The 20,772-nt window shown below is 61.8% G+C and carries 23 protein-coding genes; 10 read left to right on the top strand and 13 right to left on the bottom strand.

Annotated elements, in window-relative coordinates:
- Positions 1 to 62: 62 nt before the first annotated feature.
- The 7 genes from astA to HQ912_RS10935 form a co-directional block, all read right to left on the bottom strand.
- Positions 63 to 1,097, bottom strand: coding sequence for an arginine N-succinyltransferase (gene astA / locus HQ912_RS10905; protein WP_173406768.1), 1,035 nt, complete (start codon positions 1,095 to 1,097; stop codon positions 63 to 65).
- Between the two features lie 61 nt (positions 1,098 to 1,158).
- Entirely contained in the window at positions 1,159 to 2,175 is a 1,017-nt protein-coding gene (locus HQ912_RS10910) for an arginine N-succinyltransferase (RefSeq protein ID WP_173406769.1), read from the bottom strand.
- A 111-nt stretch (positions 2,176 to 2,286) separates the two neighbouring features.
- Positions 2,287 to 3,636: an APC family permease gene (locus HQ912_RS10915; protein ID WP_173406770.1), complete on the bottom strand. Its 1,350-nt coding sequence runs from the start codon at positions 3,634 to 3,636 to the stop codon at positions 2,287 to 2,289.
- A 74-nt stretch (positions 3,637 to 3,710) separates the two neighbouring features.
- Positions 3,711 to 4,463, bottom strand: a complete 753-nt coding sequence (locus HQ912_RS10920) for an N-formylglutamate amidohydrolase (RefSeq protein ID WP_047228458.1) — start codon at positions 4,461 to 4,463, stop codon at positions 3,711 to 3,713.
- Positions 4,447 to 5,799 (bottom strand): glutamine synthetase family protein, encoded by a 1,353-nt coding sequence (locus HQ912_RS10925; RefSeq protein WP_173406771.1) that lies wholly within the window; start codon positions 5,797 to 5,799, stop codon positions 4,447 to 4,449. Before HQ912_RS10925 ends, HQ912_RS10920 begins: the two co-directional genes overlap by 17 nt.
- Entirely contained in the window at positions 5,796 to 6,440 is a 645-nt protein-coding gene (locus HQ912_RS10930) for an isochorismatase family cysteine hydrolase (protein ID WP_076383986.1), read from the bottom strand. Before HQ912_RS10930 ends, HQ912_RS10925 begins: the two co-directional genes overlap by 4 nt.
- 2 nt (positions 6,441 to 6,442) lie before the next feature.
- Complete coding sequence (locus tag HQ912_RS10935; RefSeq protein WP_047228455.1) at positions 6,443 to 7,297, bottom strand: MurR/RpiR family transcriptional regulator; 855 nt, start codon at positions 7,295 to 7,297, stop codon at positions 6,443 to 6,445.
- Between the two features lie 299 nt (positions 7,298 to 7,596).
- Between HQ912_RS10935 and HQ912_RS10940 the strand changes: the two genes are divergently transcribed.
- Together HQ912_RS10940 and cobF are read left to right on the top strand one after the other, a co-directional pair.
- A complete protein-coding gene (locus HQ912_RS10940) occupies positions 7,597 to 8,175 on the top strand; it encodes a histidine phosphatase family protein (protein ID WP_160891360.1) in 579 nt (192 codons plus the stop codon).
- On the top strand, positions 8,172 to 8,927 hold the full coding sequence (gene cobF, locus HQ912_RS10945) for a precorrin-6A synthase (deacetylating) (protein ID WP_139049617.1): 756 nt from the start codon (positions 8,172 to 8,174) through the stop codon (positions 8,925 to 8,927). The genes HQ912_RS10940 and cobF overlap by 4 nt, the downstream gene beginning before the upstream one ends.
- 48 nt (positions 8,928 to 8,975) lie before the next feature.
- Here cobF and ftrA read toward each other — a convergent pair whose 3' ends face one another.
- Positions 8,976 to 9,950, bottom strand: coding sequence for a transcriptional regulator FtrA (gene ftrA, locus HQ912_RS10950; protein ID WP_076383987.1), 975 nt, complete (start codon positions 9,948 to 9,950; stop codon positions 8,976 to 8,978).
- 104 nt (positions 9,951 to 10,054) lie between these two features.
- On the opposite strand from ftrA, the gene HQ912_RS10955 reads away from it, so the two are divergent.
- The 4 genes from HQ912_RS10955 to HQ912_RS10970 all read left to right on the top strand — a co-directional run bounded on the left by HQ912_RS10955 (position 10,055) and on the right by HQ912_RS10970 (position 13,454).
- Positions 10,055 to 10,489, top strand: a complete 435-nt coding sequence (locus HQ912_RS10955; RefSeq protein WP_173406772.1) for a rhodanese-like domain-containing protein — start codon at positions 10,055 to 10,057, stop codon at positions 10,487 to 10,489.
- 187 nt (positions 10,490 to 10,676) lie between these two features.
- A complete protein-coding gene (locus HQ912_RS10960; protein ID WP_047228450.1) occupies positions 10,677 to 11,456 on the top strand; it encodes an ABC transporter substrate-binding protein in 780 nt (259 codons plus the stop codon).
- A gap of 104 nt (positions 11,457 to 11,560) precedes the next feature.
- Positions 11,561 to 12,673: a M14 family metallopeptidase gene (locus HQ912_RS10965; protein WP_076383988.1), complete on the top strand. Its 1,113-nt coding sequence runs from the start codon at positions 11,561 to 11,563 to the stop codon at positions 12,671 to 12,673.
- Positions 12,674 to 12,737: 64 nt separating this feature from the next.
- A complete protein-coding gene (locus HQ912_RS10970) occupies positions 12,738 to 13,454 on the top strand; it encodes an alpha/beta hydrolase (RefSeq protein WP_047228448.1) in 717 nt (238 codons plus the stop codon).
- 214 nt (positions 13,455 to 13,668) lie between these two features.
- Here the strand turns inward: HQ912_RS10970 and HQ912_RS10975 are convergent, their stop codons facing one another.
- From HQ912_RS10975 to HQ912_RS10985, 3 genes are all read right to left on the bottom strand, one after another.
- Complete coding sequence (locus HQ912_RS10975; protein ID WP_173406773.1) at positions 13,669 to 14,256, bottom strand: hypothetical protein; 588 nt, start codon at positions 14,254 to 14,256, stop codon at positions 13,669 to 13,671.
- Between the two features lie 70 nt (positions 14,257 to 14,326).
- On the bottom strand, positions 14,327 to 15,112 hold the full coding sequence (locus tag HQ912_RS10980; RefSeq protein ID WP_047228446.1) for a hypothetical protein: 786 nt from the start codon (positions 15,110 to 15,112) through the stop codon (positions 14,327 to 14,329).
- Between the two features lie 53 nt (positions 15,113 to 15,165).
- Entirely contained in the window at positions 15,166 to 16,098 is a 933-nt protein-coding gene (locus HQ912_RS10985) for a LysR family transcriptional regulator (RefSeq protein ID WP_047228445.1), read from the bottom strand.
- Positions 16,099 to 16,209: 111 nt separating this feature from the next.
- Between HQ912_RS10985 and HQ912_RS10990 the strand changes: the two genes are divergently transcribed.
- Together HQ912_RS10990 and HQ912_RS10995 are read left to right on the top strand one after the other, a co-directional pair.
- The gene (locus HQ912_RS10990) at positions 16,210 to 16,704 is read left to right on the top strand and encodes a DMT family transporter (RefSeq protein WP_047228444.1); all 495 of its coding nucleotides are present in this window, start codon (positions 16,210 to 16,212) and stop codon (positions 16,702 to 16,704) included.
- Positions 16,705 to 16,706: 2 nt separating this feature from the next.
- Complete coding sequence (locus HQ912_RS10995; RefSeq protein ID WP_076383990.1) at positions 16,707 to 17,159, top strand: DMT family transporter; 453 nt, start codon at positions 16,707 to 16,709, stop codon at positions 17,157 to 17,159.
- Between the two features lie 5 nt (positions 17,160 to 17,164).
- Here HQ912_RS10995 and HQ912_RS11000 read toward each other — a convergent pair whose 3' ends face one another.
- Positions 17,165 to 17,449 carry a hypothetical protein gene (locus HQ912_RS11000; protein ID WP_076383991.1) on the bottom strand — a complete coding sequence of 95 codons (285 nt, stop codon included), beginning with the start codon at positions 17,447 to 17,449 and terminating at the stop codon, positions 17,165 to 17,167.
- A 139-nt stretch (positions 17,450 to 17,588) separates the two neighbouring features.
- On the opposite strand from HQ912_RS11000, the gene selD reads away from it, so the two are divergent.
- On the top strand, positions 17,589 to 18,623 hold the full coding sequence (gene selD / locus HQ912_RS11005) for a selenide, water dikinase SelD (RefSeq protein ID WP_047228441.1): 1,035 nt from the start codon (positions 17,589 to 17,591) through the stop codon (positions 18,621 to 18,623).
- Positions 18,623 to 19,726 (top strand): tRNA 2-selenouridine(34) synthase MnmH, encoded by a 1,104-nt coding sequence (gene mnmH, locus HQ912_RS11010; protein WP_076383992.1) that lies wholly within the window; start codon positions 18,623 to 18,625, stop codon positions 19,724 to 19,726. The genes selD and mnmH overlap by 1 nt, the downstream gene beginning before the upstream one ends.
- Before the next feature lie 104 nt (positions 19,727 to 19,830).
- Here mnmH and HQ912_RS11015 read toward each other — a convergent pair whose 3' ends face one another.
- The gene (locus tag HQ912_RS11015) at positions 19,831 to 20,505 is read right to left on the bottom strand and encodes a histidine phosphatase family protein (RefSeq protein ID WP_173406774.1); all 675 of its coding nucleotides are present in this window, start codon (positions 20,503 to 20,505) and stop codon (positions 19,831 to 19,833) included.
- Positions 20,506 to 20,772: the final 267 nt, after the last annotated feature.

The following is a 20,772-nucleotide window of genomic DNA, read 5'->3' on the forward strand; positions in this document are numbered from 1 at the left end:
CAGGCAAAGGGGGCGGAGGCTAATGCGTGTCAGTGGATGAGGTATTTGTGCTCGAACCCAGCCTACGCCGCCACCGCTTGCCGCCCCTGTTGAAGCAACGCCACGGCGCGCACCGTGTCACCTGGTTGCATTTGCAGACGTTTGGCCGTGAGACGGTCCACCAGCAGGCTGTGACCGTGCTGGTGGGCTCGGGCACTGGTAACGCGGCAACTCGCCAGCCGTCGGTTATGGATCAGCCAGACCGGTGCCTGTTCGTCCGGTGTGCCGATGGCCAGGGTCAGCGACTGGCTGTCGCGCACGGTCCGGATTTTCGCCACTGGCGCTTCGATCACCGGACCGCCATCGAAAATGTCGATGTAGCCTTTATGGGCAAAACCCTCGGCGCCGAGGATTTTCAGGGCCGGCTCGGTATTCGGGTGGGCCCTGCCGATAGCCGCCTGGGCCTGTTCGGTGAGCAGGCAGGTGTACAGCGGTTGGCGCGGCATCAGCTCGGCGATGAAGGATTTGTTGCCCATGCCGGACAATTGGTCGGCGTAGCTGAAGTCTTTCTGGAAGAAGTGCCGGCCCAGGCTGTCCCAGAACGGTGAACAGCCGTGCTCGTCGGCGTGCCCTCGCAACTCGGCGATCAGTTTTTCACCGAACAGCTGGGAAAACTCGGCCACGAACAGCAAGCGCGCCAGTGACAGCAGGCGTCCGTTATGGCCGCGGCGGTGTTCAGGATGCAGAAACAAGGAGCAGATCTCCGATTGCCCGGTCATCTCATTGTTGAGGAATAGCGTGGGTATCTGTCGCTGGATGCCCAGTTCAGGCGCGGAGCTGACGGTGACCCCGACCCGGTAGTTGTACCAGGGCTCACGCAGCCCGACCGCACCGGTCAGGGCGCTGATACCGACCACTTGCCGGTCATCGTCCTCGAGCACGAACAGGTAATCGGCATCGGCGCGTTCGACTTGTCCGGCAAAGGTGCGCTGGGCCCAGCGCACTCGATGAGCCAGGCGTTCTTCGTTGGCCGGCAGGCTGGTGAACCCGGGGCCCGCACAATGGGCCAGGTCCAACAAAGCGGGCAGATCCGTCAGAGCGACCGGGCGCACAATCATGATGCAGCTCCTTCATCGTGCCAGTCGGGGCGCTGATGCCAGGTGAGGAATCGCGTCAGGTTCATAGCGCAACCACCCGGGCCCGCTCGCCGTCGGTGATACCCAGTGCTGCGAGCATCTGCGGTGTCAGGGACACGGTGCCCTCGGCACTGACGTCAAGCTCGGCCACGATGGCCCTGTAATTCTCCAGGCCGTCGTTGCTCAGCAGGAAGTGGCCGCCGAGGTCAATGTCTGAGCATTGTCGGGCCGTGGCTATACGGCTTTGGGTGATCGAGCGGATGTTCGCCACACGAGCATGCAGTGTCGGCCCGCCGTCGAAGATATCCACGTAGCTGTTGGTTTCGAAACCCTCGCGTTCCAGGATGTCGAAGGCTTCCTGGCCGTCGGGATGCACCCGGCCGATACAGGCTTGGGCCGCCTGGGACAGCATGGGTACATAAATCGGGTATTGCGGCATCAGTTCGGCGAGAAAGGTGCGGCTCTGCAGGCCGCACAAGCGTTCGGCTTCGGCGTAGGGCAGGTCGAAAAAATGCTGGCCAACGGCATCCCAGAACGGCGACTGACCGTCATCGCTGCTGAAACCAACGATCTCGGTGATCACTGATTCGGCAAAACGTTGCGGATGGGCGGCGATGAACATCAGCCGCGCGCGGGACAGCAACTCCGATTCCGGCGTGCGTACCCGTCCGGCGTCGATATGAAAGCCGCGCAGCAGCGTCTGACCATTGAGGTCCTGGCACAGCGACAGCGCGGGTACGCCGTGCTGGATGTTCAGTTCCCGGGACTCGCTGGTAAACGGGCGATGTCGCAGGCTGTAGAACGGCTCATTGCAGCCGGTGCTGGCGAGAATCTCGGAACAACCGGTCAATTGCCCGGATGCCAGGTCCTCCAGGACGAAGAAATAATTCTCTGCGCCCGGGCTCTGCACGTCGGTCTCGAACGAGGCACATGAATCGAGGATTTTGTCCCTCAGGCGTTCGGTATCGTCGGGAAGCGATGTGACGCCCACCAGACTGTCACGGGCCAGTTGCTGCAATTGCGGCAGGTCGCTTAATTGAACTGGACGTAAGGCCAGCATGGATTGCACTCCTTTTCCAAAGAGCCCGGTGACATGCACCGGGCTTGACGATCACTGTCGATGTCCACGCATTGTGACGACGGCTGGTCGAACCCCTTCGACCGCCGATCCTCACTGTCCCGCAGGGTCAGGCAGGGCAGTATCGGTGCCGAACTTATTGAGCACGGCCAGATAGACCAGGCCTGCGGCAATCCATATCAAGCCGAGCTTCTGCGCATCCACGCCCATGTTGTACATGATGGCCGCGACGATGGCGAAGCCGATCAAAGGGCAGATCAGGTGGCGAATCACTTGGCCGGACCGCTGGCGGCGCCAGTGATGGTTGATCACGGTGATATGCAACAACATGAAGCCGCTCAAGGCGCCGAAATTGACCAGGGAAGTCAGGGTGTCCACGGCATCGATGAACAGGTAGCAGATCAACAGCGACAGCACTGCTACCAGATAGATGCTCAAGTATGGGGTGTTGTGTTTCGGATGGACCTTGGCCAGCACCTTGGGGAGCTTGCCGTCCCGGGCCATGCCGAACAACAGGCGCGACACCGCCGCTTGCGAGGTGATCGCCACGGCCACGCCCCAGGCCAGCGCCGTGGCGACGGCGGTCAAAGTGGCCAGCCAACTGCCGGCCGCCAATTCGGCGATTTCATAAAACGCGGTATCGGCGGACTTGAAGCCCATGCCGGCCGCCAGGTCGGTGGCAATCCAGGTTTGCACGACGAAAATCACCCCCATCACCAGCAGCGTGATCAACGCTGCCTTGCCCACGCTGCGCCCCGGATCATTCTTGATTTCTTCGGCCAGGGTGGAAATGGCATCGAAGCCCAGGAACGACAACACGGCGATAGACACGGCCTGCATCAACAGCGCGAAATCAAAACGTTCCGGGCTGTACAGCGGCGCCAGGGTCAGTTGGCCGTTACCGGCGCCCCCCTGCAAGGCATTCCAGGCGTAGAACAGGAAAATGGCCAGCACCATCAGTTGCGCCAGCAGGAAAATGATATTCATCCATGCGGTGAAGGTGATGCCCCGCAGGTTGACGAAGGTCGCGCTGACCAGGAATGCCAGAATGAAACCGACCTTGGGAACGTCCGGGTACAGATGGTTCAGCGCCATGGCGGCGTAGACATAGAGCAGGGGCGGGATCAGCAGGTAGTCCAGCAGCATCAGCCAACCGGCGATGAAGCCCACGTGTGGGTTAAGGCCCCGTTGCGCATAGGAATAGACGGAGCCGGCCACCGGAAAAGCTCTGGCCATGCTGCCGTAGCTCAAGGCCGTGAAGAGCATCGCCACCATGCCGATGATATACGCCAACGGCACCATCCCCGGCGCCTCGGCGTTAACGTAGCCATACACGCCGAACGGTGCGATGGGGATCATGAAAATCATCCCGTACACCACCAGGTCCGTCAGCGACAGGCTGCGCTTCAATTCCTGTTTATAGCCAAATGCCTCGATACTCATAAGCCGTTCTCCCTCTCAGCTGTGTGGGTGTGCTCTTGCTTGTCGCTTGCCGCTCGAACCTTGCCGCTGCTTTCCTACAACAATGGCGCCAGGTAAGCGCTCCAGGCCTGCACCGCTGTCGGGCTGCGTAGCAGGTCGTTGCGCACTTCGATCAACACCGAATCCAGGCCGCGTCCATCGCCATGTACCGGAACCGTCATATCGGTCGAAGGGTTGATCTTGTACGGCTGGTTGCCGGCTACCCGCAGCGAGTGCCGGCTTAGCCCGTCGACGATGCGCTGGGCATAGTCCTTGGCCTCGCCGAACAGCACGCCCGCTTCCAGGGCGCGCGGTTGGCCGTAGAACACCGGCGTAAAACTGTGGATGCCCACCACCCGCACCGTCCGGTTGTCGGCCAGGCGCTGGTCGATCAACGCTCGCAGTCGATCATGGAAGGGATGGAACAGGCACCGCTGGCGATATTCACGGGTGGCCTCATCCAGGGACTGGTTGCCCGGAATCTGGTAGATCTCGCTCTGGTGCGGGATGCTGTCGGCGACGTGAAGGGGACGGTTCAGGTCGATCAGCAGCCGTGAATAGTTGGCCGCGAGCAAGGTCGCTCCAAGGGTTTCGGACAGTTGTTCGGCCAGCGCCAGGGCACCTATATCCCAGGCAATATGCTCCTGGGCCGCCGTCTCATCCAGGCCAAGGTCGTTCAACGCGGCGGGGATAAAGCGGTCGGCGTGTTCACACACCAGGATCAACGGGTGTTCGGCGTCTTCCCGGATCAGGCGATAAGCCGGCCCGGTATAAAGGCCCGATTCAGCACATTCAATAGATTCGCGCATAGTGCTCACACAGCTCGGCAGGTGACAGCGCCTGGGTCAAGGCCAGCTCCTGGGCCTTCAAGGCGAAATAGGTTTCGACCAGCGGGCCGGGCAGGGCTTCGAACAGCGCCCCGCTGTGGCGCAGGCAATCCAGCGCCTGGGCCAGGGTCGTCGGCAGGGCGATAATGCCACGGGCACGACGGTGTTCTTCGTTCAATTCATCGGGTATTTCATCGGTGACCGCCGTGAGCGCCAGCCGTTGCTCGATGCCCAGTCGCCCGGCGATCAACAGCGCCGCCAGCGCCAGGTGCGGCGAAGCGGTGGCATCCATGGCGCGAAACTCCAGGTTGTACTGGGTCGCCACCGGTTTGCCGCTCACGCTCACCGTCGGGCAGATGCGCAGCGCCGCTTCGCGGTTACGTTGCCCCAGGCAGGCGTAGGACGCGCTCCAGTGATGGGGTTGCAGGCGTTCATAGGACACCGGTGTCGGCGCGGTGATCGCGCACAGGGCGGGCAGATAGTGCAGCACCCCGGCGGCCCAGTGCTGGCCCAGGTCCGACAGCCCGTTGGCACAGCCAGCATCATGCAGCACGGGGACGCCGTCCAGGTCTTGCAGGCTCATGTGCAAATGCACGCCGTTGCACACGGCATGTTCCGAAGTCTTGGGGGCGAAACTCACATCCAGGCCCATCTGCCGGGCGATCTCTCGGGTGATTTCCCGCACGTTCACCGCACGGTCGGCGGCGGCCACGCCCAGGGTCGGGCGGCAGGTGATTTCATACTGATGCTTGCCGTATTCCGGCAGGAACATTTCCGGTTCCACGCCGCCTGCCCGCAATGCGCTGAGCAACCATCCGGCGAACCCGGCCTGCTGGCGCTGGGCCTGGAGGCTGAAGGCCAGGCGATCCGGTTGGGGTTGAGGGGTATCGACGCTGAATTCATGCTCGAACGCGGCGAACACCTGCAAGCCCAGCTCGGCGCGATAACGTTGCACTTCGTCATGCAGCAAGGTGCGAGGGCAAGCGGCCCAGGGCCGACCATCGGTTTCCCGCACATCGCAATGAATGAAATCCAGGGCAGGTGCCTGGGCATCCGGGCCATTGTCGACAGTGACCCGGCTGGCCAGGTCCGGGATCAGTCGCAGGTCGCCATAAGCCCCCCAAGGGTTGGCCGCTGCAATGATGTCCTGGGGCGTCAGCGCACTGTTGGCCGGCACCCAGCCACAACCGGCGTCGACGTAGTGGGGCAGTTCATCACTGGGGAACGAGCGGCCGCGGGTCACGCCGATCAGGTCGGTGCAGACCAGCGTGGACACGGGCAGCGGGGTCAGCGGCGTTGCGGCATCGAGACGGCTCACGGCTGCATCTCCTGCAACCGACCGAGCACGGTGTCGGTATCGGTGATCCAGCAATAACCTTTGATCGCGTTCAGGCAGGCCAGATGACGTTGTTCGCTGTAAGTGGCGCAGGCATCTTCCACCAGCGTGACCAGGTAGCCGCGGTCGGCGGCGTCACGCACGGCCATGTCGACACACTGGTCGGTGACGATGCCGGCGATGATCAGATGACGGGTCTGCAGATTGCGCAGCACGTAGTCGATGTTGGTGGAGTTGAAGACCCCCGAAGACGTCTTGGGCAGCACGATCTCGTTTTCCCGCGGCGCCAGCTCGGCGATGATCTGGGCTTGCGGGCTGTCTTTGGGCAAGTGCATGTCCGACAGCTTGTGGTCCAGCGAGCGATCGCGACCATCGGCAGTCAGGCTCTGGATGTGGGTGTGCAACACGTTTTGCTGCGCCGCCCGCACCGCTTCGAGCAGGCGCTGCTGATTGGGGATCACCTGTTGGCGGGCGCGGCGGATGAAATAGTCGGCCTCGGGCGTGGCCAGGTGGGCATCGAATTGCGGTTCCAGCCAGGCGCGTTGCATGTCCACCAGCAGCAAGGCGGTATGGTCGCAGGTGAATGGCAAATCCCGAGGGGAGTGGTGAGGGAGCGAGAACATCCTTATTTTTCCTCCAGCAGGTGCGTGTTGAACGCCGTGCGCAAGGTGTCGATACCTTCCAGGCGCTCGGCCAGATCAGGGCATTGCAAGGTCAGGCAGGCGATAAGCGCTTCGACCTGGGCCAGCGCCGGCACCAGGCTGTCGAAGGCCGAGATCGATTCCACCGGAGCGCTGATGATCAGGTCGGCCAGTTCCCGTAGCGGTGAGGTGTAGACGTCGCTGAACAGTACGACCCGCGCGTGGCGCTCCTTGGCCGCGCTGGCCACGCGTTGGGCCTGGGCCTGGTAGCGACGATAATCGAAGATCAGCACCACATCCTGGCGCTGCACGTCGAACAACCGGTCGGGTAACTGGGCGTTGTCTTCCAGGGCAAAACAACCCGCACGCAGCAAGCGCAAGTGGTTGAGCAGGTATTGGGCAAGGAAGCTGCTGAAGCGCCCGCCAAAACAATGCACCTGATGCCGGCTGTCGAGCAGCCATTGCACGAGAATACGCACGTCTTCGGGTTGAGTCAGGGCTTGGGTGTCGGTGAGGATGCGCTGGCTGGTTGCCAGGTACTGGCTCCAGGTGTCGCCTTGCTGCAATTTGGCCCGCGGTTGCAACAGGGTGCGAGGGGAGCGCAGGCGATGGTCCATGTCACTGAGCAGCGCATCCTGGAATTCGGCATAACCGCCAAATCCGAGTTTTTTCACCAGCCGCACGATAGTCGGGTCGCTGACCCCGGCATGATCGGCCAGGCGCGACATCGGCCCGAGGCCGTTGCGCGGGTAATGATCGAGCAGGGCCCGTACGACCTTGCGTTCCGACGGCGTCAAAACCAAGCCCGGATCGGTAATCAGGTCTCGAAGAGGCGGCATCCGTGCTCCTTGCCTGGATGGGTGTTGGATTTCTTTCATAACTCCTGAAAATAGTATTTATGTAGCGGGTACTACATGTCCAGTGGTTTTTACGTTCTGTTTAAAATGCACGAAAGTAGTGCGAAAGCCTTGTAGGACGGGGACTTGATCGCATAGATCCGATATGTCAGTTGATACCTCTGTCGGTGTAAGACATAACGCCTTTTTGTCTCAGTTATTTGATTTCATATAAGGTGCTGTACAAGAAAAAGCTTGAGTATCACCTCCATGAAACCCGTTCGACTGTCTGAGTACCGTGCGTGCAAGCCACTCGCCTGACCCTGATCTGCCATGCCCGCACCGTCGCCCAGAAGCAGGCGCGTTTTGGCCTGGATGAACCGCTGGATGCCGACTGGCTGGGCAAACGCCCGGAGCCGGGCCACGGCTACCGAAATGTCCGGCAGTTGCTCTGCGGGCCGGAGTTGCGCACCCGGCAGACTGCCGCCCTGTTCGGCGACGACGCCCAGGTGGTCGCTGACCTGGCCGATTGCGATCTGGGTCGCTGGCGTGGCTTGTCCATCGACCAGTTGCTCAAGGTCGAACCGCAACCCCTGCAAGCCTGGCTCGACGATCCCGATGCCGCTCCCCATGGCGGCGAATCCGTCACCCGCTTGTGCCATCGTGTCAGCGACTGGCTGGCCAGCCTGGAAGGCCGGCCGGGGCATGTGTTGGCCGTCACTCATCCGTTCGTGATCCGCGCGGCCGTGGTAACCGTATTGGGCTGTCCGGCAGCTGCCTTCAACCGTCTCGACATCGAACCGCTGTCGACTGTCGAGTTGCGTTTCAACGGTGTGTGGCGATTGCGCACCGAGGGTCCCGGCCAGGAGTCACTCGAATGAAAAAACTGTCAGTCATCGGTATCGGTGCCGGCGATCCGGATTACCTGACGATCCAGGCAGTGAAAGCCTTGAATCGGGTGGATGTGTTCTTTCTCATGGACAAGGGGCCTGCCAAGCAGACGTTAGTGGATCTGCGGCGGGAAATCTGCCAACGCTACATCGTTGATCGTACCTACCGTTTCGTCGAAGCCTACAGCCCCGAGCGACAACGCGGCGACGTGGACTACGCCGCCAGCGTCGAAGATCTGAACCGGGCGAAGCAGGCCACCTTCGAGCGGTTGATCGATGAGCAGTTGTCTGACGGGCAGTGCGGCGGTTTCCTGGTCTGGGGCGATCCGTCGTTGTACGACAGCACCGTGCGTATCTTGCAGTCGATTCTCGACGCGGGTCGCTGCGCCTTCGAATTCGAGGTGATTGCGGGCATCACCAGCGTCCAGGCCCTCGCGGCGCAACATAAGGTGCCATTGAACAGCATTGGCGGTTCGCTGGAGATCACCACGGGCCGCCGGCTGGCGGCAGGGCAGGTCGGTGACTCGGCAAGCGTGGTGGTGATGCTCGATGCTGAAGATGCGTATCGCCAGGTATCCGATCCGGATACGCACATCTACTGGGGGGCCTATGTGGGCACACCGGATCAGATCCTGATCGCCGGTCGGCTGGAGGAGGTGGCTGAAAGCATCGAACGCACCCGCAAGGCCGCACGGCAGGCGAACGGATGGATCATGGATACTTATTTGTTGCGCAAACCTTGATAACTCAAACCTTGATACGTCAGACCCCAATGTTCGACAGTTTCCACGTCAACTGACCGCCTTCGCCCCACGTCCAAACCGCTCCCGGTACACCGACGGCGCCAGCCCCACCACACTGCGAAATGCCACGCGAAAGCTTTCCACCGAGCGGTAGCCGCACAGCTGGGCGATGTTGTCGGTGTTGTCTTCGGTGCTTTCCAGCAACTCGCGAGCCCGGGCCAGGCGCTCATGTTGCAGCCAGGCCTTGGGCGACAGGCCGCAGGCCTGGGTGAAGTGCCGCAGGAAGGTTCGCTCGCTCATGGCCGCCTGGCTGGCCAGTTCGCGCACACCGAGCGGTTCGTGCAGGCGTTCGCGGGCCCAGTGCATGACGCCGGACAAATCGCTGCGTGGCGTGCGGCTGACCGGTGAAGGAATGAACTGCGCCTGGCCGCCCGTGCGTTGTGGTGACATCACCAGTCGCCGCGCCACGGCGTTGGCAACCTGGGTACCGAAATCCCGCGCTACCAGGTGCAGGCAGGCATCAATGCCCGCGGCGCTGCCGGCCGAAGTAATGACTTGCCCCGAATCCACGTACAGCACATCCGGGTCTACCAGGATGGCGGGAAAACTTTTGGCCAGTTCATCGGTGTAGCGCCAGTGAGTGGTAGCGCCCAGTCCATCGAGCAAGCCGGCGGCGGCCAGCACGAATGCCCCGGAGCAGATCGACAGCAGGCGCGCGCCCCGGGCATGGGCGCAGCGCAATGCCTCAAGCAGCGCCGGCGGCGGTGGTTCGTCGCGACTGTGCCAGCCGGGCACCACGATGGTTTGCGCCGTTTGCAATAATTCCATGCCGCCATCGGCCAGGATCTGGAAGCCGCCCATGGCCCGCATCGGGCCGTCATCGACGGCAACGATCCGATGTTTGTACCAAGGGAAATCGAACTCAGGTCGGGCAAGGCCGAATATCTCGATGGCGATGCCGAATTCGAAGGTGCACAGGCCGTCGTAGGCGAGGATGGCGACCAGACCGGGATTGGGCTGCATATGGCGGAAAATTCCCACAGAGTGTCTTGTGCGCCACTGTAGCGGTAAGCATCGGCCGGATAAAGTCTGCTCACCCCCCTCATTTGTCTGTGGAGTACACACTCATGACCAGCCTGGTTCGCCAAGTGCCTGCTGCCCCGTCCGACCTAGCCCTGCAACATTTCAGCCGGCGTCTGACGTTCGAAACTGATTGCTCCGACGTTCACGCCAGCCAACAGGCTGGAGAAGTCGATTTCGTCCTGGTGGACGTGCGCGGGCCACTGGCTTTCGAGCGCGGGCATGTGCCCGGGGCGATCAACCTGCCAACCCGCTCGCTGACCGCCCAGGCGCTGGCGGCTTATCCCAAGACCGCGCTGTTTGTGGTCTATTGCGCGGGCCCGCATTGCAATGGCGCGAACAAAGCGGCAGTGCGTCTGGCGACCTTGGGTTATCCGGTCAAGGAAATGATTGGCGGTGTCATGGGCTGGCTGGACGAAGGCTTCCGTCTGACTGGCGCAGTGGAATGCGCAGCGGACCAGGCTGTCGGCTGCGACTGCTGATCCTTTCCAGCCAGCAGGGTGCAAACCCTGTGGCCTGGTTGTTTCTATAAATATTTGTCGCCTCAACACAATTCGCCTCCTGAGTGCCCCTCTAGACTGCCGGCCACTTCGGTTTTTAATGACCGAACGCTGCCTAAGAATCTGCCGATAACCCGCTAATAAAAAACCTGCGCACTCAGGAGCAAAAATGAACAAGCTAGCAATGTTTGGTGCCTTGGCACTGTCCGTGTTGTCCTTGTCGGCCGTGGCCGAGGACGCCAAGCCGATCCGCCTCGGAATCGAAGCCGGTTACCCGCCGTTCTCGATGAAAACCCCCGACGGCAAGCTGACGGGTTTCGATGTTGATATCGGCGACGCGCTGTGCGAACAGATGAAGGTCAAGTGCACTTGGGTCGAGCAGGAATTTGACGGCCTGATCCCAGCGCTGAAAGTGAAGAAAATCGACGCAATCCTGTCGTCCATGACCATCACCGACGATCGTAAGAAAAACGTCGACTTCACCATCAAGTACTACCACACCCCGGCGCGTTTCGTGATGAAGGAAGGCAGCGACGTCAAGGACCCGCTGACCGAACTCAAGGGCAAGAAAGTCGGTGTGCTGCGTGCCAGTACCCACGACCGTTTCGCCACCGAGGTGCTGGTGCCCGCCGGTATCAATCTGGTGCGTTACAGCTCCCAGCAAGAAGCCAACCTGGACATGGTCGCCGGTCGTCTCGACGCCATGCTCGCCGACTCGGTCAACCTCGACGACGGCTTCCTGAAAACGGATGCCGGCAAAGGTTTTGCCTTCGTGGGCCCGACCTATGAAGATGCCAAGTACTTTGGTGGCGGCGCCGGCATTGCGGTGCGCAAGGGGGATAAGGCCCTGGCCGAGAAATTCAACGACGCCATCACGCAAATCCGCGCCAACGGCACGTACAAGAAAGTGCAGGACAAGTACTTCGCTTTTGATGTCTACGGGCATTAATCGCTGAAACCAAGGTGGCCCGCCGTTGACCCGGTCGGCCACCTTTTTCATGGGCGAGTGTTTTACCCCGGCGCCCGTCGAAATACCGTTATTGGGAGTTCCTCATGCAACGCATCGACCATACCCTGCCATGGAGCCACCTGGGCACCGAGCGCCGGCTCAGTGTGTTTCGTTACGGCCACGGTCCACGCAAGGCGTATATCCAGGCCAGCCTGCACGCCGATGAATTGCCCGGCATGCGCACGGCATGGGAGCTGAAACAACGACTCAACGAGCTTGAGACCCAAGGCTTGCTCAACGGCGTGATTGAACTGGTGCCCGTGGCCAACCCCATCGGCCTGGACCAGCATCTGCAGAGCGCGCACCTGGGGCGTTTCGAACTGGGCAGCGGCAAGAACTTCAATCGGGCTTTCGTGGAACTCAGCGCGCCGGTGGCCCAACGCATCGGTGATCGCCTGGGCGACGACCCGGCCGCCAATATCACGCTGATCCGCCAGACCATGGTTCAGGTGCTGGACGATTTGCCGGCGCCGCCCTCACAACTCGAGGCCCTGCATCGCCTGCTGCTGCGCCATGCCTGCGACGCCGATGTCACCCTGGACCTGCATTGCGACTTCGAGGCGGCGATTCACCTGTACGCCTTGCCGCAACACTGGCCGCAGTGGCGCTCCCTGGCCGCGCGGTTGAAGGCGGGCGTGGCGTTGCTGTGCGAAGACTCTGGCGGCAGTTCGTTCGACGAGTCTTGTTCCTCGCCCTGGTTGCGTCTGGCCAAGACCTTCCCCGAGGCCGCGATCCCGCCGGCCAACCTGGCGACCACGCTGGAACTGGGCAGCATGGGCGACACTCGGGTGGATCAGGCCCAGGCCAATTGCGAAGCCATTCTCGGGTTCCTGGCCGAGCAGGGTTTCATCGGTGGTGACTGGCCGCCCGCGCCAGCGCACTGTTGTGAAGGTTTTCCGTTCGAAGGCACTGAGTACCTGTTCGCGCCGCATCATGGGGTGGTGAGCTTCCTGCGCGAGGCCGGTGAGTGGGTGGAGCAGGGCGATCCGTTGTTCGAAGTGGTCGATCCGTTGAACGATCGGGTTACTACTGTTCGGGCCGGCACCAGCGGCGTGTTGTTTGCGCTGGACCGTGGGCGCTATACCCAGCCTGGAATCTGGCAGGCGAAAGTGGCCGGGCGAGCGCCGATTCGCGCGGGGAAATTGATCAACGACTGATAACTGCTGTCTATCTCAGCGCACGCGCGTTGCCGTGCGGCTATCGAATGATGGAGGAAGACTGATGTTCAAAGCGCTCGCCCTGTTGCTGTTGGTAGTGTCTTGCGGTTTGCAGGCTCAGCCTGCGCTGCACACCGATTTGCCCCTCAATTACCTGGCCCATGCCGATGAGCAGGCCAGAAACCGGCCGCTGGTGATCTTCCTGCATGGCTCCGGCGGCAGCGAACAAGACCTGTTCGACCTCAAGAATGAGCTGCCCAGTGACTACAACTACCTATCGGTACGAGCGCCCAAGACCGTGGAGCGGGGCCAGTATCAATGGTTTGCCAAGAAGGGCGAGGGCGCCTACGACGGTGATACCGCGGACCTGAAGGCCAGCGGCCAGATGCTGTTGGATTTCATCGAGAAGGCCCGGGTCAAGTACCCGACCGATGCGAGCAACGTATACCTGGTCGGTTTCAGCCAGGGCGCGATGATGAGTTACGAGGTCGCCCTGCGCCATCCCGAGGCCGTCGGTGGCATTGCCGCGCTGGGCGGGCGGGTGCTGTCGGTACTGCGGGCCGAACTGACACCCGACGAGTCGCGCCGGACGCTGGCGGTATTTATCGGTCATGGTACGGCGGACTCGGTGATCCCATACCATGACGGCACCGAGGCAGACAGCTTCCTCAAGACCCTGGCCCTGGAGCCCGAATTCCATGCCTATCCGGGCGTTGGCCACAGCGTCAGTGCCATGCAGGTGCGGGATCTGCGCGCCTGGCTGGAGCGGCTTAATCCCTGATTCAGTGACAGAGGGGTTGAGTGTGCCGCCGCCATCGCGAGCAGGCTCGCTCCCACCTTTTTCCCGAGTCGCTCCCAGAAACGAGGTTGCTTCCAGTCCTGTTGGGGCAAAGATTGCTCGCGATGAATAGCAGATTGGATATCAAGATTCATGTCGCCCCAGAATCTCTGTGGGAGCGAGCCTGCTCGCGATGAAAACCACCCGGTCCATCAAGTCACTGACCAGCGACGATCTGCTTCACCAGCGCCTCATGCCCGGCCTTGTCGCCGGCCCGGGAAATGATCTGTACCACTGCCATGCGCGTGCCGGAAGCGCCCAGCAACGTGGTATCGAGGGTCGGCCCACCGCCTTGGGTCGCCTTGGTATCGAGCTGGCGCAGACCCAGGCCGGTACCTTTTTGGGTCAGGCTTTTCTCGCTCAGGATCTTGGCATCCGGCAGGGCCTTGATTTTCTGGACGGCGAAGTCGGCCATGGTGGCATCGAGGAATGTGCTGTCGTCGTCTTTCACATTCGAGCCATCGATGATGGTGTTTTCAGCCGTGATCACCACGGTTTTGCTGGTGGCATTGCTGTACATCGTCCCCTTCGCCCCCGCCGTGCCCTGGGCGGCCTCGCCGGCCGGAAGCGGTGTGGCAGTGAAGCCCTTGGGCAGGGTGAAGTTGAACTTGCTTCCCAGCAGGGAAACCTTTTGTGCCGGTGCTGCGCCGCTGGTTTTGGGCCGGGCGGCATAAGCAGGCACCACCACCAGACTGGCGATGGCCGTCAGCACCAGGGCGGCGACTTGTTTACTTACCAATGACATTGAAACGCTCCACAGAGGGGTGTGCTTGAGCGCGATCATCCCATGGGCGTCCAACCGGCTCCAGCGTCGGTCACGAGTGCGCCACATCATTGGCCCGTGGGGCTGAGGCGCGCACCAGCAGGCGGCGGGTCACCAGCAGCATGACCACCGACACCGCGACACTTACGACAAAGGCCGGCATGCCGAGCAGCGGCAGGGTGAGGGCCAGGGTCAGGCAGAACGCGGTGAAGCAATACATGCCAGTGGCCGTGGCCCGCAGCAACGCGGCGGTGAAGGCCGCGCCACGGGTTTGCTGGGAGAACACTGCCATGACGCTGCCCAGCACCGGGAACACCGCCAGTAGCCCGCTCCAGCGTTCACCCACGGTGCTGGCCAGCAGCGTCACCGCCAGGGTCAACAGCGCGCCGGCGACCATGCGTAGCAGCAGCTTGTCGGATTTGGGAGCCGGGCCGCTCATCACCGGTCGAACTGTCGGGAACAGATAGGGCGCGGCCAGCAATGCCACAATGGCGATCACGCTCGACAGCGGCAGCGAGGCCGGCAACCAGGACAGCACCATCGCCACCAGCGCCCAGACGCCCAACGCGATACCCAGCGCCCAAGGCCAGTCACGATGCTGGGCGACCCGGGCGTACACCACACAGAATGCAATCATTGCAAACATGGCCGACAGCGCCGCTGTCGCCGACTGAGCGGCAAACGCCTCGCCCTGTTCCAGGGCCAGGAACAACAGAATCGGACCCACCACCACCGGCAACCCCGACAGCCAACCGGCCACGCTCGGTCCCCAACGTCGGCCCGCCAGGGAAATCAGCAGCAGGAAAGCGGGAATCACCAATAATTTGAGGAGCAGCACGGGGTTATCCTTGTCAGGCGACGGGCCGACACGTTAGCACCGACCTCGCAGTTTCAGCGATCCCAGTAAGGTACTTCGCCAAAACACTGTAGGAAAAAGTCGATCACGGTACGCACTTTCACCGACAGACGTCGGCTGCCCGGCCAGAGAATGGCGATCTGCTGGGGCTCAAGGCTGTTGGAGGCTTCGTAGTCGCGCAATACCGGCACCAGGGTGCCGTTGCGCACGGCTTCGCCGATCAGCCACGACGGAAACATCACCAGCCCCAGGCCTTGTTCGGCCGCCTGGGTCAGGGTGTCGGCATGGTTGCCGGTGATCGGCCCTTTGACGCTGTAGGGTGTCCAGGCCTGACCCGGACGGCGGAAAAACCAGCGTTGCTGGCCGGCCACGCCTTTGTAGGCCAGACACTGATGGTTCGCCAGATCCTGGGGTTTGAGCGGTGTGCCGCAACGCGCCAGGTACGCGGGGCTGGCGGCGATCTGAAAGCGGTGCGGGGCGAGGATTCGCGCCTGCATGCCTGAATCGTGCAGCGGGCCGATGCGAAACAGCAGGTCCGCGCCTTCCTGCAGCGGGTCGACGTAGCTGTCGGTTTGCTGGATGTCCAGTTGCAGCTTCGGGTAGCGCTCACACAATGACCCCAGCCACGGCGTCAGATGGCGCTGGCCGAACACCACCGGGGCATTGATCCGCACCAGTCCAGCCGGTTCACTGTGTTGTTCCTGCAGCGCCTGTTCGGCTTCTTCGAGTTGCACCAGCAACAGGCGTGCATGATGACCCAGCAGGCGGCCGGCTTCAGTGGGCGAAACAGCGCGGGTGTGTCGATACAACAACTGCTGGTTGAGGGCCTGTTCCATCAACTGGATCTGCCGGGAAATCGACGACGGCGCCAGGCCTTCGCGCCGGGCCACCTCCGAGAAGCTGCCGTGGTCGAGCACGGCGACAAACAACCGCAGGGCCTTGAAGCCGAGTTCATTGAGACCGTGCATGGACTGCTCCGCTGTGCGAGTTGCGCAAAAGTGTTGTCTGGATGCTCCCATTTATCGCACAGCTGCGCCAGCCGATAATCCCGCTCATTGTTCTTCTCAGAGGTTCTGATCATGCAAGCGTCTTCACTCAACGCCGCCGCCCCGGCGGCTGCCTCCAAACCACGAGCGCTTTTGCGCTGGCTGTTGCTGCCCCTGGTGATCCTGGCTGGCATGGGCCTGTCGGTAGAGGCCGGTCTGCTGGGGCCGCTGGGGGTTCAAGTGGGGCATCTCTGGGCAACCCTGAGCATATTCGGCGTCGGTTCGGCGATTCTGTTTCTGCTGTTGCTGCTCAGTGGTCCGCAACAAGGCCCCGCCTTGAATGAGTTGCCGCGCTGGCAATTGATCGGCGGTTTCCTGGGGCCGATCTACGTGGTCGTGCTGACGCTTGCCACGCCCCACATCGGCATTGCCATGACCATGGTCGCAATCCTTTCCGGGCAAGTGGGTAAAAGCGTGCTGATCGACCACTTCGGCTGGTTCGGTGCAACCCGCAAGCGGGTCAACGGCGAGCGCTGGCTCGCCTTGGCGCTGATCGTCGTAGCCCTTGTCCTGATTGCCCGAGGTTGAATATGAATCTGTTTTTGCTATTGCTGCTGGTCGTTGTTGCCGGTGCGGTGTTGAGCGTGCAGGCGGCCATCAACGGTCGCCTGGGCCAGACGGTCGGTGTGCTGCGCAGCAGTCTGCTGACATTCGTGGTGGGCACGGTGGTCACCGGGTTACTGATCGTGTTTTTTGAACCCGCTCACGCCCTCAGCCTGCTGGACGTGCCGAAATGGCAACTTGGCGGTGCCTTGTTTGGTGTGGTGTACATGATGGTCATGGTCGGCGCGGTGCCAAGGGTCGGCACCGCCGTGGCGACCGTGGCAGTGATCCTCGGGCAGTTGGCCATGGGCATGCTGATCGACAATTTCGGCTGGTTGGGCAACCCCGCTATTGAGTTGTCCGGGAGTCGGGTCCTGGCAATGGCCTGCCTGGCGCTGGCGCTGGTATTCATGTATCGCAGCAGTGCACGGCAGGCCTGAGAACCTCAGTCGGGCTCGACTTCCAGTCGCAGGCTGCCATCGTCCAGACGCTTGGCAAGCCGGACAATACCGCCAATGTGCCGGCCTTCGGTGCTGAAGACCACGATCTGGGCTTTTTCCAGATCATCCGGCAGCGGTGGCTGAACGTGCAGGGCGAACCACACCGGTTCACCGTCATCCAGGCGTTGGACATCGTAGCGGCAATCGACGCTTTGGGTCTGGCGACCAAACAGCGTGTCGAGGCCATACTTAAGGTCGGTGCTGTCGTCGGCAGCGGGGGCGAGGGACATCGGCGGTCTCCTGGGATGAATGCTCGGCTGGTCTTCTAGTGATTCCTCTGGTGGGGGAAAATTCAATGGGTTCGCGCCGGCACTGAACCGGCGGCGTTGCTGCTAGAATCGCCCACCTTGACTTACGAGAGGTATGCCCATGAGCGAGCCGATTCGCCTGACCCAGTACAGCCACGGCGCCGGTTGCGGCTGCAAGATTTCGCCACAGGTGCTGGAAGTGATCCTGGCCGGCAGCGGTGCGCAGAACCTTGACCCCAAGTTGTGGGTTGGCAATGCCTCCCGGGACGACGCTGCGGTATACGCCATCGACGAGGAGCGCGGGGTGGTCTCTACCACCGATTTCTTCATGCCGATTGTCGACGATCCTTTTGATTTCGGTCGCATCGCCGCCACCAATGCCATCAGCGACATCTACGCCATGGGCGGTGATCCGTTGATGGCGATTGCGATTCTCGGCTGGCCGGTCAATGTACTGGCCCCGGAAATCGCTCGCGAAGTGATTCGCGGCGGTCGTTCGGTATGTGACGAAGCAGGCATTCCCCTGGCGGGCGGCCATTCGATCGACGCGCCCGAGCCGATTTTCGGCCTGGCGGTCACGGGCCTGGTGCAAAAGCGTCATATGAAGCGCAACGACACCGCCACCGCCGGTTGCCGCCTGTACCTGACCAAGCCCTTGGGCATCGGCATCCTCACCACCGCGGAAAAGAAAGGCAAGCTGCGCGCCGCCGATGTTGGCCTGGCCCGCGACTGGATGTGCACCCTCAACAAGCCGGGCAGCCGCTTCGGCAAGCTCGACGGCGTGGCGGCGATGACCGACGTCACCGGTTTCGGCCTGCTCGGGCATTTGGTGGAAATGGCCGATGGCAGCCAGTTGACGGCGCGTATCCGCTACGACGCGGTGCCGCGTCTGCCGGGCGTCGAGTATTACCTCGACCAAGGCTGCGTGCCGGGCGGTACGTTGCGCAACTACGACAGCTACGCCAGCAAGGTTGGGCGCGTGCAGGAACTGCACAAGCGAGTGCTGTGCGACCCGCAGACCAGCGGCGGACTGCTGATCGCCGTCACGCCCGAGGGCAACGAAGCGTTTCTGGCGGTCGCCGCTGAACTGGGGTTTGCACTGGAGCCGATCGGTGAACTGGTCGAGCGACAGACCTACGCGGTCGAGGTGTCTTGATGACCCATGACATCACCGATTACCGCGACATTTTTCTCAATGACCGACCGATGATGGACACCCGTGCCCCCGTCGAATTTCTCAAGGGCGCATTCCCCGGCGTGGTCAATCTGCCGTTGATGACCGACATCGAACGGCAACGGGTCGGTACTTGCTACAAGCAGCAGGGCCAGCAGGCGGCCATTGTCCTGGGGCACCAATTGGTGTCCGGCGACACCAAGGCGCAACGCATCCAGGCCTGGGCCGAGTTCGCAACGGCCCATCCTGACGGTGTGCTGTATTGCTTTAGAGGTGGCTTGCGCTCACAGATCGTCCAGCAATGGCTCAAGGACGAGGCGGGCATTGACTATCCCAGGGTCGGCGGCGGCTACAAGGCCATGCGTACATTCCTGCTCGACACCGTCGAGCAGGCGGTTGCCCAATGCGACCTGGTGTTGCTGGGCGGCATGACCGGCACCGGCAAGACAGAAGTGCTGACTCAACTGGGCAACAGCCTGGATCTGGAAGGTTACGCCAACCATCGCGGTTCGAGCTTCGGCAAGCGCGCCACCGGGCAGCCTTCCAATATCGATTTCGAGAACCTGCTGGCCGTGGATGTGCTGAAAAAACGTGCCGCTGGTATCGAACAGTTCGTGCTGGAAGATGAAAGCCGCATGGTCGGCAGTTGCGCCTTGCCGCTGTCTTTGTACCAGCGCATGCAACAGGTTCCGATGGTCTGGCTTGAGGACAGCCTGGAGCGGCGGGTCGAGCGGATTCTGCGCGATTACGTCATCAACCTGTGCGGCGAATTTGTCGCAGTCCATGGCGATGAAGGGTTCTCGCTGTTTTGCGAGCGGTTGCTGGCAAGCCTCAATAACATCCATAAGCGCCTGGGTGGCGACCGCCATCGACGTTTGCTCCAAATCATGGAAGCGGCCCTGGCCGAGCAGGCGACCAGCGGCGCCGTCGACTTGCATCGTGGCTGGATCGAAGGCCTGTTGCGTGAGTATTACGACCCGATGTACGTGTTCCAGCGCGAGAAGAAGGGCGGGCGGATCGAGTTCGCGGGTGAGCAGGTGGCGGTGCTGGAGTATCTGCGTGAGCGAGCGGCCCGCAAAGGGTGATCGCTGCCCACCGCCAATCCCCTGTGGGAGCGAGCCTGCTCGCGATAACGGTGGGGACCAGTGGCGGTGATTGAGGAAGTATTGTCGAAAGTAATGTCCGCAGCCTATGTCGGACAAGTTTCCTGCCCGTTGTCCAGGCCTTGCTTGTAGTTCTGGCTGGTGAGACTGGCCTTGCCGTTGTGCCACGTCAGGGTCAGCACGTACAGCGAATCGAAATCCCCCGATTCCCAATCATCGGTAATCGTCTGCTTCTTGCCCATCGCGTCGCTGGCGACCTGGTTGATCAGCTCCGGCAGGTAGCCGTGCGACCAAGCGGTGTAGATGATCGAGTTGTGGTACTTGTCGTGCAGCAGTTCGTCAGCCAGGTCGCTGGTGTCATTGGCTGAATACTCGATGTTTACCGGCAGCCCGAGTTTGATGGCGCTGGGGCTGATGGTCATCAGTGGGCGGATGTAGCTGTAGGAATTATCCAGCTCGCCCTCTTCGACGTTGCGGGTAGGGTTGGCCGCGAACACATAGTCGGCCTTGCCGAATTTCTCCGGTAGCAGGGTGGCCAGGTCGATGGCGCGATTCAGCCCCTGGCAATTGAGCTGGCCCAGGCCGCCGGCGGGTTTCTCGGCGTGGCGCAGGAACACCAAGGTCTGGATACCGTCGGCCGGTTGGGCGCGACTGACGCTCGACTCCAGCAACAGCGCCAGGCCACAAGCGACAAGCAGCGTAGGCAACATCAGCCACGGTCGGCGCTTGAAGCGTTTGGCGAAATTCAGTGGGTTCATCATTGAATAATATTCTTCGGCTCTCTCAAGTCAGGCTGACAAACCTGGGCACCAGGAAGTTTTTGGCTTCCGGTGTTTTCCTTGTCGTGATGCCGCTTCGATTTCTCGGGGCATTGCTCAGAGTCTTCTGGCGCCCTTTGGTTCGATACCGACCGATTCCGTGCACTGTAAGGCCTCCTGCCAGGAGGTAGGGCGAATGTTAGCGACAGGATGTTGCGGATTTAAGAATGGGGCGTGCGAGTTTCGTGACGCGTTCATTTGGGTTTTGTA

It is taken from the genome of Pseudomonas sp. MPDS, assembly GCF_013283895.1.
Taxonomy (GTDB): Bacteria; Pseudomonadota; Gammaproteobacteria; order Pseudomonadales; family Pseudomonadaceae; genus Aquipseudomonas; species Aquipseudomonas rhizophila.